The following is an 11,823-nucleotide window of genomic DNA, read 5'->3' as shown; positions in this document are numbered from 1 at the left end:
GCGACCCCGCATGTCGGTGTAATGAAATGACAATACCAAAGGGAAATGTGCAGACCATGGCGACCGCACGGGCCGCAACAGCCGGTGCCAGGTCCCCGTGGCATATCGCTGGGCGTAGCAGGCCGGTATCCGGGCTCACAAGTTTTGACGTACCGCCTTCCCGGGTAGAACCCAGTGGCATTGTGGTACGCCCGCACTTGCTTACCGTTGCGGGGGCAGCAGCGGGTTTGTCTGATTAAAAGACGCACCGCTTTCCCGTTTAACCATCATCAAGACTGACAACGGCACCTGAAACGGGGCGAATTATACATCTTTGCCAGGGTTGTCCCGATATTGTGTCGGGAAGTGAGGCTTGGTTAAAGCGTGTGTATCCACAGGTGATGGGGTGGAAACCATAATTTTTAACGGTATTTCCGCTTGCCCGACAAACTGGATCCGTTCCTCTGTTCCAAGCCGTAGGGTTTTTTCAAAATATGTGTCTGGTCAGGCTTTGAGCATGCCGGCGGGAAGGCTTTGACCGTGGATGCAAGGGCGCGGCTGTTTGAGTGGGCGTTTTCGACCCCTTGGGTCGAGCCCACGAGTTCCGCGCCCGCCACGGGCAAGGTCTGGACGCCGGGTAGCCCCGTAGGGGGCATGCGATGCCTGGCCGGACACATATTTTGAAAAGGCCCCGTTAATGGGAACGAGCCAACATTGTTGCAGACAACAAAAAACCCGCAGAGCCAAACTGGCTGCGGGTTTTTAGTGTGGCCACCGATTAAAAAATATCGGCAACATAAAAATGGTAGGCAGTACTGGATTCGAACCAGCGACCTCTACGATGTCAACGTAGCGCTCTAACCAACTGAGCTAACCGCCTAAAGAACGCTACTATAGCGCATTAAAAAATGGCTTGTCAAGCCAAAAGCGCTGTTGCGTGTGTGTTTTTTTAAAAATATCTGTCGTCGAGTGGATTGCCTGCAATGTTACACTAGGGGTCGATAAGCTCGGTATTATTGCGCGTGCAAGGTTTTTTAGCTGCGGTACCTGGCAAGCATAATCAAAAACGCGGCGTGTGCCGGGTTTTTTCAGGATAGGTTTTTATGGTTCAAATTACGTTGCCCGATGGTTCGCAGCGCGAATTCCCCGGTCCCGTTTCTGTTAACGATGTTGCGTACTCTATTGGTACGGGGCTAGGTAAAGCCGCATTGGCCGGGCGTGTGTCGTTCGACAACGACGAGGGCAAACTGGTTGACACCAGTTACGTCATTGAACGCGATGCGAAGCTCGCTATCGTTACCGCCAAAGATGCCGACGGTCTTGACCTTATCCGTCACTCGACGGCGCATTTGCTGGCCTACGCCGTAAAAAGCCTGTTTCCTGATGCCCAGGTAACAATTGGGCCGGTGATCGACAACGGTTTTTACTACGACTTTTCGTACAAGCGTCCGTTCACTCCCGACGACTTGGCCGCCATCGAAAAGAAAATGGCTGAACTGGCCCGCAAAGACGAGACGGTGACGCGTGAAGAGTGGTTGCGCGACGACGCAGTAGCGTTTTTCAAGAGCATCGGCGAAACCTACAAAGCCGAGATCATCGCGTCCATCCCTTCAAACGAGCCTATCAGCCTTTATCGTGAAGGCGACTTTATCGACTTGTGCCGCGGCCCTCACGTGCCGTCAACCGGCAAGCTGAAAGTATTCAAGCTCATGAAGGTGGCTGGCGCCTACTGGCGCGGCGACAGCAACAACGAAATGCTTCAACGCATCTACGGGACAGCCTGGGCCACCAAAGAAGACCAGCAAGCCTACCTGACCATGTTAGAAGAGGCCGAAAAACGCGACCATCGCAAACTAGGCCGCGAGCTGGGCTTGTTCCACTTTCAAGACGAAGCACCCGGTCTTATTTTCTGGCACCCCAAAGGCTGGACACTCTGGCAGCAGGTCGAGCAATACATGCGTGGCGTGTATCGTGATAACGGTTACCAAGAGATCAAGGCGCCACAAATTCTCGATCTGTCGCTCTGGAAGAAAACCGGTCACTGGGACAACTACTCCGAGAACATGTTCACGACCGAGTCCGAGAACCGTGTCTACGGCTTGAAGCCCATGAACTGCCCAGGTCACGTGCAAATTTTCAATGCCGGCTTGCACTCCTATCGTGAGCTACCCATTCGTTATGGCGAATTCGGCCAGTGTCACCGAAACGAACCGTCGGGTTCGTTGCACGGCATGATGCGCGTTCGTGGTTTTACGCAAGACGACGGCCACATATTTTGTACCGAAGACCAATTGCAAGACGAGTGCGCTGCGTTTACCGCATTGCTGCAAAAGGTCTATGCCGACTTTGGCTTTACCGAAATTTTGTACAAAGTGGCTACACGCCCCGAGAAGCGTATTGGCAGTGACGAGGTCTGGGACAAGGCCGAACAGGCGCTGATGGAAAGTCTGAACCGTACGGGTTGCCAATACGAAGTCAGCGAAGGCGATGGTGCGTTCTACGGCCCTAAAATCGAATACACCCTGAAAGACGCGATTGGCCGTCACTGGCAGTGCGGCACGATCCAGGTCGATTTTTCCATGCCTGCGCGTCTGGGCGCCGAATACGTCGATGCGTCCGATCAGCGTCGAACACCCGTTATGTTGCACCGGGCTATTCTGGGCTCTTTCGAGCGTTTTATCGGTATTCTCATCGAAAACCATGCTGGTGCCATGCCGCCGTGGCTGGCGCCCGAGCAAGTCGTGGTCTGTTGTATTTCCGAGAATTTCGCCGATTATGCCGCCGAAATCGCTCAACAGCTTAAAAAACAAGGCTTCAGGGCCTCTGCAGATTTGCGTGGTGAAAAAATCACTCGTAAAATCAGAGAGCACAGTATGCAGAAAATTCCGTACATTCTTGTCGTTGGCGAAAAAGAGCGCGACAACGGTACGGTGGCAGTACGCAGTCGCGGCAATGTCGATCTGGGCGTGATGCCCCTTTCCGACTTCGCTCAGCGCCTGCAAGAAGATATCACCTCCCGGCGTCAGGCCGGGCAGGAATAATTGTTAATTATCAAGGAGTTCTAGATATCGCAACCGATAAAAACAATCGCATCAACGGCGAAATTCGTGTCCCCGAGGTGCGACTTATTGGCGTAGACGGTGAGCAGTTAGGCATCGTAAAAGTAGCCGATGCATTGCAATTGGCTGAAGATCACGAAGTAGACCTGGTCGAGATTGCGCCCAACGCCGATCCGCCGGTTTGCCGCCTGATGGACTACGGCAAGTTCAAGTACCAAGAACAAAAACGCCAGGCCGAAGCCAAGGCTAAGCAAAAAGTCATTCAGGTCAAAGAAGTCAAGTTCCGTCCGGGTACCGACGAAGGCGACTACCAGGTCAAGCTGCGTAACTTGCGCCGCTTCATCGAAGATGGCGACAAAGCCAAGGTAACGCTGCGGTTCCGTGGCCGCGAAATGGCGCACCAAGAGCTAGGCATGCGCGTCCTCGAACGCGTTCGCGACGATCTGTCCGAGCTCTGTCAGGTCGAGGCCATGCCTAAACTTGAAGGTCGCCAGATGGTCATGGTGCTGGCGCCTCGCAAGAAGGTACCCCAAAAAGGCGACTCGGCCTCCTGATCTTACCCATTCGCATCCCCATCAGGCCTAGTCTGGTGGGGATTGTTTTCGCAGGTACATCATGCACGTCCTTTTCATTATCGATCCGCTGCCTTCGCTCAAGGCCTACAAAGACTCCTCTGTCGCCATGATGCGCGCGCTTAAAGCGCGGGGGCATGACATCAGTGTTGCCTTGCAAGATGATCTTTTCATAGACGAGGGCGTCGTCATGGCCGACAGCTCGTCAATTACGCTGGTCGACGATGCTGACCTGCATGGTAAAGACTGGTGGAAAGCTAATGGTGTCAAGGTGGCACAGCCGCTGACGCATTTCGATGCGGTGGTCATGCGCAAAGATCCGCCGTTCGATATGGAATATGTCTATTCCACGCACTTGCTTGAGTACGCCGAGAAGCAGGGCGCGAAAGTGTTCAACTCGGGTGCGGCTATTCGTAATCACCCCGAGAAACTCACGATTACCGAGTTCGCGCAATTTACTTCGCCCACCATCGTGACAGGCAACAATGCTCGTTTGCGTGCGTTTCATGCCAAGTACAAAGATGTCATCGTCAAACCCCTCGACGGTATGGGCGGTACAGGTATTTTCAGGCTGCAGCCCGAAGAGCCGAATTTGGGCGCCATTCTTGAGACGCTGACGCTCAACGGCGAGCGCACCATTATGGCGCAGCGTTATATCCCCGATATCGTCAAGGGCGATAAACGTATTCTGATCATCGACGGCAAGCCTGTTCCGTACGCCTTGGCACGCATTCCATTGGCAGGCGAAACCCGCGGCAACCTGGCGGCCGGCGGTCGTGGTGTCGCGCAGCCCCTGTCTGAGCGCGATCGCGCCATCGCCGAGACCATCGGCCCGGTCTTGCGCGCTCGCGGCTTGTTGTTGGTCGGCCTCGACGTCATTGGCGACTACCTGACCGAAGTCAATGTGACCAGTCCAACCTGCTTTGTCGAAATTACCGAGCAAACGGGCTTCGATGTGGCCGATTGTTTTGCGCAGGCGCTCGAAAAAGCGGTTGGAGTCTGAGCCGTGATCCGGATCATTCTGGTCATGCACGAGCCGCTGGGTGCCGCGTTGGTATCTTGCGCTCGCCACGTGCTTGGCCAGGAACCCGAGCTGACACTATTTGACATCAAGCCCACTGACACGCCCGAGAAACGTCTGCCCGACATTCTTGCTGCGGTGTGTGCCGCGCCACCGGCCCAAACCCTCATGCTTGCCGATATTTATGGGGCGACGCCCTACAATACGGCGCGCAAGGCGCTTGATATGGCGCGCTCGCAAGGCTATGACGTCGAGCTGCTGACCGGCGCAAATTTATGCATGGTATTGAAGGCGCTTACTGGGCCGCGTGACGATTTTCGCGCTTTGGTGCGGTCGGTGCGTGCCAGTGCAGAGCGGGGTATTGTGCGGGCAGGTGAGGCACCGTAATATTTAATAAAATAGTGTGCGCCCTGTCGCGTACCGGCTCCGACAACACAAAAATACTATATGCCTTCTATCGATATCGTCATCAGCAACAAACTGGGCTTGCATGCTCGAGCAGCCGCCAAACTTACCCAATTGGCCTCGCGTTTTGGCCAAACTGAAGTGTTTATCGCCCGGGGCGCCCAGCGAGTAAACGCCAAAAGCATTATGGGGGTCATGATGTTGGCGGCCGGTCTGGGGGTAACGGTAACTGTCGACGCCGAAGGCGCCGATGCCGATGCAGCCCTGACTGAAATCAAGGCACTTTTCGACAACAAGTTCGGCGAACCCGAATAATTTTATTTTCCGGGTGCGTATGACCCAATCTGCTCCATTGGTTCCACACCACTACAGTGCCATGCTGTCTCTGCGGGGGCAGGGGGTAGTCAAGGGTTACGCTATTGGCCGTGCTGTTGTCATGGGTGCGGCGGCGCTCGAAGTCGTCCACTACCGTATTCAGCCCGAAGACGTTGCGTCAGAATGTACTCGCCTGAAAGAGGCCGTGATACAGGCGCGCGACGAACTTCAGCACATGGTCGATCACTTACCCGAAGACGCGCCTCGCGAAATGGGGCCCTTGCTTACCGTGCATTGCATGCTGCTCGACGACCCGATGTTGTCTGACCATGCCTGCGAGCTGATCGCCGAGCGACATTACAACGCCGAATGGGCGCTAACCACGCAAGGGCAGTCTTTGGCCGAGCAATTTGCCGCCATGGAAGACGAGTATTTGCGTGAGCGCGGGGCCGATATCCGTCAGGTCATAGAGCGCGTGCTGCGTGTGCTGTCGGGGCGGCCCGTGGTACTACCCAGCTTCGACGAAGGTTTGTCGGAAGAGCTTATTGTCGTGGCCCGCGATATTTCGCCTGCCGACATGCTGCGTTTGCGCGGTGCGCGCTTCGGTGCATTTCTAACAGACCTGGGCGGCCCGACATCTCACACGGCTATCGTAGCCCGCAGCATGAATGTGCCTGCCGTGGTGGGTATGGGCAACGTGCGTTCGCTGGTACGTGACGGCGATTTGCTTATCGTCGATGGTATGAGCGGCAGCGTACTGATCAACCCGCCCGATTTCGTCCTCGAAGAATATCGTCGCCGGCAGGCAGCGTATGCCGACGATCGCGCTGAGCTCGGCTTGTTGCGTGACGCCGATGCCGTCACGCTTGATGGCGTTCGTATCTTGCTTGAAGCCAATATCGAACTGCCGGAAGAGGCCCACGCGGCTGTGGCTGCCGGTGCCGATGGTATTGGCTTGTTTCGCAGCGAGTTTTTGTTCATGGGGCGCAGCAATTTGCCCGATGAGGAAGAGCAGTATGAGGCCTATGCTGCTGTGGTTAAAGCCATGCAGGGCAAGCCTGTCACCATTCGAACGCTCGATATCGGCTCTGACAAAACCCTTGATGGCGAAACGACCGTGGCCACAAACCCGGCGCTTGGCTTGCGGGCCATACGGTATTGCCTGGCCAATCCCGACTTGTTCCACACGCAGCTACGTGCCTTGTTACGCGCGTCGGCGCATGGGCGGGTACGTATTCTGGTGCCCATGATTTCGCACATGCACGAGGTGCATGCGGTCAAACGGGCGCTCGAGACGGCGCGTCGCGAGCTTGATGCCAAGGGTAAGGCCTACGGTAACAGCGTAGAAATTGGTGCCATGGTGGAAATTCCAGCCATTGCCATTGCCATCGAACCTTTTATCGAGCAGCTGGATTTTTTGTCGATTGGCACCAACGACCTGATTCAGTACACGCTGGCTATCGATCGCGCCGACAATGCAGTTGCCGACCTGTACGATCCGATGCATCCAGCCGTGTTGCGCCTTATTGCGCATACCATCAACGCGGCTGATCGTGCCGGCAAGTCGGTGGCGGTGTGCGGCGAAATGGCCGGCGACAGTCGTGTGACCCGCATGTTGCTGGGGTTGGGGCTGAAAGAGTTCTCCATGCATCCCCAGCAATTGCTCGACATCAAAAAAGAAGTGCGTCAGTCTCACACTAACGCACTTCGGGTCAAGGTGGCATCAGCCCTGAATCGGGCCGAGCGCATCGATTTATCGGTACTGGCGGGGTAAATAACACCCCGCCGGCCGTTTCATTTACCTTGAGTAGGCCGATTCACCGTGAGTGCTGATGTCCAAGCCCTCGCGTTCAGCTTCGGCGCTGACACGCAGCCCGCACACTTTGTCGGCAATGAAATAAGCGACGACGGCAACCACACCTGTCCAGACAAAGGTAATCAAAATACCTTCGATCTGTACCCACAGCTGGGGCAAGATGTCAGCGGCGCTTTCAAGGCCGGGGCCGCCCAGCGCCTTGGCATTCAAAATACCGGTCAGGATGGCGCCGACAATCCCGCCCAGGGCATGAATACCGAATACGTCCAGCGAGTCATCGGCACGTAACAGACGCTTCAGGCCATTGACACCCCAGACGCATGCAGCACCCGTCACCACACCAATGACCAGTGCACCCAGGGGGCCAACCAGACCGGCGGCGGGGGTAATACCTACCAGACCAGCGACTGCGCCCGATACGGCACCCAGCAAAGATGGCTTGCCTTTGACGGCCCATTCGACGAACAACCAGGCCAGCACTGCACCCGCAGTGGCAACAAGCGTATTGAAGAACGCCAGTGCAGCTATTTCGTTGGCACCGAGCGCAGAACCAGCGTTAAAGCCAAACCAGCCCACCCACAGCAGGGCGCCGCCAATCATCGTCATGGGCAGGTTGTGCGGGGGCATGGCTTCGCGGCCATAGCCCAGGCGCGGGCCAAGGTAGTAGGCGCCGACGAGTCCAGCGACACCGGCATTGATGTGCACCACCGTGCCCCCGGCAAAATCAAGGGCGCCTTTTTCGAACAGCCAGCCGCCGGGCGACCAGACCATGTGCGCAATGGGCAGATAGGCAAATGTGACCCAGATGAGCGTGAACAGCAGTACTGCCGAAAAGCGCACGCGTTCGGCGAGCCCGCCGACGATCAGCGCGCACGTAATGCCGGCGAAAGTAGCCTGGAATGCGGCAAAGCTTATTTCCGGAATCGAGCCCGACAATGCGAATTCGCCGTTGGACAAATTGGCGATGCCATTGAAAAACACACGTGAGAATCCGCCGAAGAAGGCGTTGCTTTCAGTAAAGGCAATCGAATAGCCATAAACAAACCAGACGACGATCGCGAGCGAGAACGTGGCCAGTACTTGAATGAGCACCGACAGGACGTTTTTGGATCGCACCAGGCCGCCGTAAAACAGGGCCAGGCCCGGGACGACCATCATTAATACAAGCAGGGTAGAGACGCTTACCCAGACGAAATCAGCTGCATTCATGTTGTGTGCTCCTAGATAGCGGCTTCGCCGTCTTCGCCGGTGCGAATACGGATGACTTGTTCAAGTGGCATAACAAATATCTTGCCGTCACCGATTTTTCCTGTGTGTGCTGCGGCACACAGGCTTTCTATAGCGGTTTCAACCTGCGCATCGGACACGGCCAGCTCAATGCGCAACTTGGGCAAGAAATCGACGGTGTATTCAGCGCCCCGGTAGAGCTCGGTATGGCCTTTTTGTCGACCAAAGCCTTTGACTTCGGTCACGGTCATACCCTGAATGCCAACTTCGGCTAGCGCTTCGCGGACTTCATCCAGTTTGAAGGGCTTGATGATTGCGGTGATCAATTTCATGATGTGCTTCCTATGTAGAGGGCGATCGACCGATACAAAGCAATTAGCGTGCCAACTTTTGTGATGCGGGTTGAACGAGTTTTCATAAAAAAGTCAGAAAGTCACAACGACACGCGGGTAAAACAGTGGGCGTTGGCCGCATTCGCCAGTTCTTCCGCCCAAAACTGGTGCGTCGACGAAGGTGCGCACCAGAGGTGTGCGTTATTGGGTGGGTGTCATGGCGTCGGCGTTATCGCGGTGCATCGCGCCGCACCGTTTCGAGACGGGCTGGGCTGTGGATGTTATGGCGGGGTGGGCGCCACGCTATGCACCTGCAGCATTGACCAAAGCGGTTTCAGGTAGCGTGGTCGGTTATGCCGGGGTAAATTTGTAACAAACCGCGTGCTGACAGGGTGAGATGTGTCGTGATGTACATCACATTAAGCGGCTTGCCGTCCGGAAGCCATTGAGATTCCGGCATATTTTTGTTTTTTCGGAGTCTATTTTTATTATTTTTGTAATTAGGGCTTACACTAGGTGGGTCGACAGTTTTAGCTGTCTCGCTAGAATTGTAACTGTCTCCAATAACCCCTCGAAGGAAACGCATGAAAACTCAACGTAAACAACTCGCTATCGTCGCTTTAGTTGCTTCTATGGGCGTACTTGCCGCTTGCTCGAAAGAAGAAGAGGCGCCCGCGCCTGTAGCCGCGCCCGCCGTTGAGCAGCCCGCGCCCACGTCTGCTGCGCCCGTCACCGAGCCTACACCGGTTGCACCTACGCCTGCGCCAGAATCAACCACCGGCAGCACGCAGTCAACACAAGACGCCATTGTCGAGAAGGCTGCAGAGGTGCGTGACGAGGCAGCCGCCGCAGCCAATAAAGTGGGCGATGCCATCAAGCAGGGCGCTGCCGACGCCGACAAAGCCATCCAGAACGCGATTGGCAATGGCCAACAGGCGCCCGCCACCGAGCCGGCCACTACGCCCACACAGCCTACGCCGGCCACTAACTAAGTCAACGTTGGTTCTCCAGCAATTTCGGGCGCTTCGGCGCCCGTTTTTTATGTTTTTAATTACACTGGTGTTGTTTATCGATAATCAGGAGTTTTTATGAAAAGCCGTACCGATTGGTTTGAAGACATGCAGAAAAATGTGTCGGAGCTGATCAAGAACAGCCCGGCCGCCGATATCGAACGCAACGTCAAGGCGATGATGACCCAGACGTTTTCACGTCTCGATCTGGTCACGCGCGAAGAGTTCGATGTGCAAGCCGCCGTGCTTGAAAAGGCACTGGCCCGTCTGGCCGCGCTAGAAGCGCGCGTCAAAGCACTGGAAGAGCGTCAAGGTTCTTGATTTCTAGGCGGCTTGATCAGGTGCTTTCCGGTGTAGCCTGAACTGTCCCGTTTGCCGCCATTCTGTAATAGATAGCGATAACCTTTGGGGCTGTTCATTCATCCCAAAGGGGCCTGCTATGTCGCTGGCAGTCGTGGCAACCCGTGCCTTGCGTGGCCTGCAGGCTGTACCGGTCAGGGTCGAAGTACATGTCGGTTCGGGGTTGCCGGCTTTTAATCTGGTCGGTTTGCCTGGCACTGGCGTGCGCGAGAGTCGCGACCGTGTGCGGTCTGCCATTGTCAGCAGCGGCTACGCGTTTCCGGCAGGGCGTGTGACGGTCAATCTTGCGCCGGCCGATTTACCCAAGTCGTCTGGCCGGTTCGATTTACCCATCGCCCTGGGCGTTTTGCTGGCCTCCGGCCAAATTGCCGCTACCGGCGCGCGCGGCGGGTCGGCGGCTGTCGATGTGTCGTCGTTGGTTTTTGCTGGTGAACTGTCCCTGACAGGTGCTGTAGTAGCAATAGATGCCGCCTTGGCCATTGCGTTGGGCGTGGCGCAAGATGCCGCGTCGTTGCAGTTGGTGTTGCCACGTCACTCTGCTGCAACGGCTGCCGCCGTGCCGGGTCTGACGGTATTTTCGGCCGGCACGCTGCAAGACGTAGTGGCGCACTTGTCTGGCGAAGTGACCATGCCGGTTGCTCAGGCACACGTGGCTACTGCGCTGGCCCCCGCGCAAGTCTGTCTGTCCGAGGTCAAGGGCCAGGCGATGGCTCGGCGGGTGCTTGAAGTGGCCGCGGCAGGCGCCCATAGTCTTCTAATGTCGGGTCCGCCTGGTGCCGGCAAAAGCATGCTGGCACAAAGGTTGCCGACTTTACTGCCCGATTTATGTACGGCCCAAGCCCTGGAGGTCGTCGCTTTGGCCAGCTTGGGCGGTCAACCTGCGAGTGTTTGCCTGACACCGCCATTTCGGGCGCCGCACCATTCCAGTTCGGTGGCGGCGCTAGTTGGGGGTGGCGTTGTTCCACGGCCAGGCGAAATTAGTTTGGCGCATCATGGTGTCTTGTTTCTCGACGAATTGCCCGAGTTCGACCGGCGCGTTCTCGAGTCGTTGCGCGAACCTCTGGAAACCGGCTCGGTCAGCATTGCGCGGGCGGCGCAGTCGGTCGTGTTTCCGGCAGGTTTTCAGCTGGTGGCGGCCATGAACCCTTGCCCCTGTGGCTGGCTGGGGCACAGTCGCAAGCCGTGTCAGTGCACGCCCGAGCGCATTGATCGGTATCGTGCTCGGCTGTCGGGTCCTTTGCTCGATCGCATAGATCTGCAGGTGATGCTGGGCGCTATTGACAAAGGGTGGTCCGATTTGCCGGCAGGCGAACCGTCGGCCGTGGTCAGGGCGCGCGTAATGATGTGCCGCGAGCGACAGATGGCCAGGCAAGGCTGTACCAACGCAGCGTTGCTGCCGTCGCAGTTACCTGGGGCCGTCCAGGCGACCACCGAAGCGTTGGGCTTGCTCGACCACATTGCGCATCAGCAGTGCTGGTCGGGCAGGGTGGTGCACCGTGTGTTGCGGGTTGCGCGCACGCTGGCCGACCTGGCGGCGTGCGCCGACGTCGGGCGCGACCACATTGCCGAGGCTGCACAATACCGGTCGGGTTGGTAGACTTCTTTGCCAAATCATCATATAATCAAGGGCTTTTCGCGGTTTACCCGCTTAAAAGTTTGCGGTTTAACCGCTGTGCCTCGTTTAACCGTTGTGCAGGGGTTTAACCGCAAAAGCAGCTTGGCCTGGC

At 56.6% G+C, this 11,823-nt stretch carries 11 protein-coding genes, 1 tRNA gene and 1 riboswitch; of the genes, 9 read left to right on the top strand and 3 right to left on the bottom strand.

All coding sequences use genetic code 11. The annotated features are described in order from the left end of the window. Positions 1-102 precede the first annotated feature (102 nt). A riboswitch (cobalamin riboswitch) is annotated at positions 103-307 on the bottom strand. Positions 308-782: 475 nt separating this feature from the next. Then, positions 783-859: transfer RNA gene (locus CHR62_RS12190), tRNA-Val, on the bottom strand. Between the two features lie 223 nt (positions 860-1,082). On the opposite strand from CHR62_RS12190, the gene thrS reads away from it, so the two are divergent. The 6 genes from thrS to ptsP all read left to right on the top strand — a co-directional run bounded on the left by thrS (position 1,083) and on the right by ptsP (position 7,125). Then, positions 1,083-3,020, top strand: a complete 1,938-nt coding sequence (gene thrS / locus CHR62_RS12185; protein WP_123661113.1) for a threonine--tRNA ligase — start codon at positions 1,083-1,085, stop codon at positions 3,018-3,020. Next, positions 3,020-3,592, top strand: coding sequence for a translation initiation factor IF-3 (infC, locus tag CHR62_RS12180; protein ID WP_233574992.1), 573 nt, complete (start codon positions 3,020-3,022; stop codon positions 3,590-3,592). The genes thrS and infC overlap by 1 nt, the downstream gene beginning before the upstream one ends. A gap of 61 nt (positions 3,593-3,653) precedes the next feature. Continuing rightward, entirely contained in the window at positions 3,654-4,613 is a 960-nt protein-coding gene (gshB, locus tag CHR62_RS12175) for a glutathione synthase (protein WP_093971440.1), read from the top strand. A 3-nt stretch (positions 4,614-4,616) separates the two neighbouring features. Then, positions 4,617-5,018: a PTS sugar transporter subunit IIA gene (locus CHR62_RS12170; RefSeq protein ID WP_093971441.1), complete on the top strand. Its 402-nt coding sequence runs from the start codon at positions 4,617-4,619 to the stop codon at positions 5,016-5,018. A 60-nt stretch (positions 5,019-5,078) separates the two neighbouring features. Then, entirely contained in the window at positions 5,079-5,351 is a 273-nt protein-coding gene (locus CHR62_RS12165) for an HPr family phosphocarrier protein (RefSeq protein ID WP_093971442.1), read from the top strand. Between the two features lie 19 nt (positions 5,352-5,370). Continuing rightward, positions 5,371-7,125, top strand: a complete 1,755-nt coding sequence (gene ptsP / locus CHR62_RS12160; protein WP_233574987.1) for a phosphoenolpyruvate--protein phosphotransferase — start codon at positions 5,371-5,373, stop codon at positions 7,123-7,125. Positions 7,126-7,149: 24 nt separating this feature from the next. Here the strand turns inward: ptsP and CHR62_RS12155 are convergent, their stop codons facing one another. Both CHR62_RS12155 and glnK read right to left on the bottom strand, forming a co-directional pair. Next, a complete protein-coding gene (locus tag CHR62_RS12155) occupies positions 7,150-8,376 on the bottom strand; it encodes an ammonium transporter (RefSeq protein ID WP_123661112.1) in 1,227 nt (408 codons plus the stop codon). 11 nt (positions 8,377-8,387) lie between these two features. Beyond that, entirely contained in the window at positions 8,388-8,726 is a 339-nt protein-coding gene (gene glnK / locus CHR62_RS12150; protein WP_093971445.1) for a P-II family nitrogen regulator, read from the bottom strand. 584 nt (positions 8,727-9,310) lie between these two features. Between glnK and CHR62_RS12145 the strand changes: the two genes are divergently transcribed. The 3 genes from CHR62_RS12145 to CHR62_RS12135 all read left to right on the top strand — a co-directional run bounded on the left by CHR62_RS12145 (position 9,311) and on the right by CHR62_RS12135 (position 11,693). After that, positions 9,311-9,718 carry a hypothetical protein gene (locus CHR62_RS12145; protein WP_123661111.1) on the top strand — a complete coding sequence of 136 codons (408 nt, stop codon included), beginning with the start codon at positions 9,311-9,313 and terminating at the stop codon, positions 9,716-9,718. Between the two features lie 96 nt (positions 9,719-9,814). After that, positions 9,815-10,057, top strand: a complete 243-nt coding sequence (locus CHR62_RS12140) for an accessory factor UbiK family protein (RefSeq protein ID WP_093971447.1) — start codon at positions 9,815-9,817, stop codon at positions 10,055-10,057. A 118-nt stretch (positions 10,058-10,175) separates the two neighbouring features. Then, the gene (locus CHR62_RS12135) at positions 10,176-11,693 is read left to right on the top strand and encodes a YifB family Mg chelatase-like AAA ATPase (RefSeq protein ID WP_123661110.1); all 1,518 of its coding nucleotides are present in this window, start codon (positions 10,176-10,178) and stop codon (positions 11,691-11,693) included. The last annotated feature ends 130 nt before the right edge of the window (positions 11,694-11,823 follow it).

The sequence above is a fragment of the Pusillimonas sp. NJUB218 genome (genome assembly GCF_003788685.1).
In the GTDB taxonomy this organism is placed as follows: Bacteria; Pseudomonadota; Gammaproteobacteria; order Burkholderiales; family Burkholderiaceae_B; genus Neopusillimonas.
Note: the sequence above shows the minus strand (reverse complement) of the source record. Positions and strands in the feature narration are given on the sequence as shown.

Coding starts and splice junctions, on each gene's coding strand:
- thrS (WP_123661113.1), top strand. CDS start 1,083: ATGGTTCAAATTACGTTGCCCGATGGTTCGCAGCGCGAATTCCCCGGT.
- gshB (WP_093971440.1), top strand. CDS start 3,654: ATGCACGTCCTTTTCATTATCGATCCGCTGCCTTCGCTCAAGGCCTAC.
- CHR62_RS12165 (WP_093971442.1), top strand. CDS start 5,079: ATGCCTTCTATCGATATCGTCATCAGCAACAAACTGGGCTTGCATGCT.
- ptsP (WP_233574987.1), top strand. CDS start 5,371: ATGACCCAATCTGCTCCATTGGTTCCACACCACTACAGTGCCATGCTG.
- CHR62_RS12155 (WP_123661112.1), bottom strand. CDS start 8,376: ATGAATGCAGCTGATTTCGTCTGGGTAAGCGTCTCTACCCTGCTTGTA.
- glnK (WP_093971445.1), bottom strand. CDS start 8,726: ATGAAATTGATCACCGCAATCATCAAGCCCTTCAAACTGGATGAAGTC.
- CHR62_RS12145 (WP_123661111.1), top strand. CDS start 9,311: ATGAAAACTCAACGTAAACAACTCGCTATCGTCGCTTTAGTTGCTTCT.
- CHR62_RS12140 (WP_093971447.1), top strand. CDS start 9,815: ATGAAAAGCCGTACCGATTGGTTTGAAGACATGCAGAAAAATGTGTCG.
- CHR62_RS12135 (WP_123661110.1), top strand. CDS start 10,176: ATGTCGCTGGCAGTCGTGGCAACCCGTGCCTTGCGTGGCCTGCAGGCT.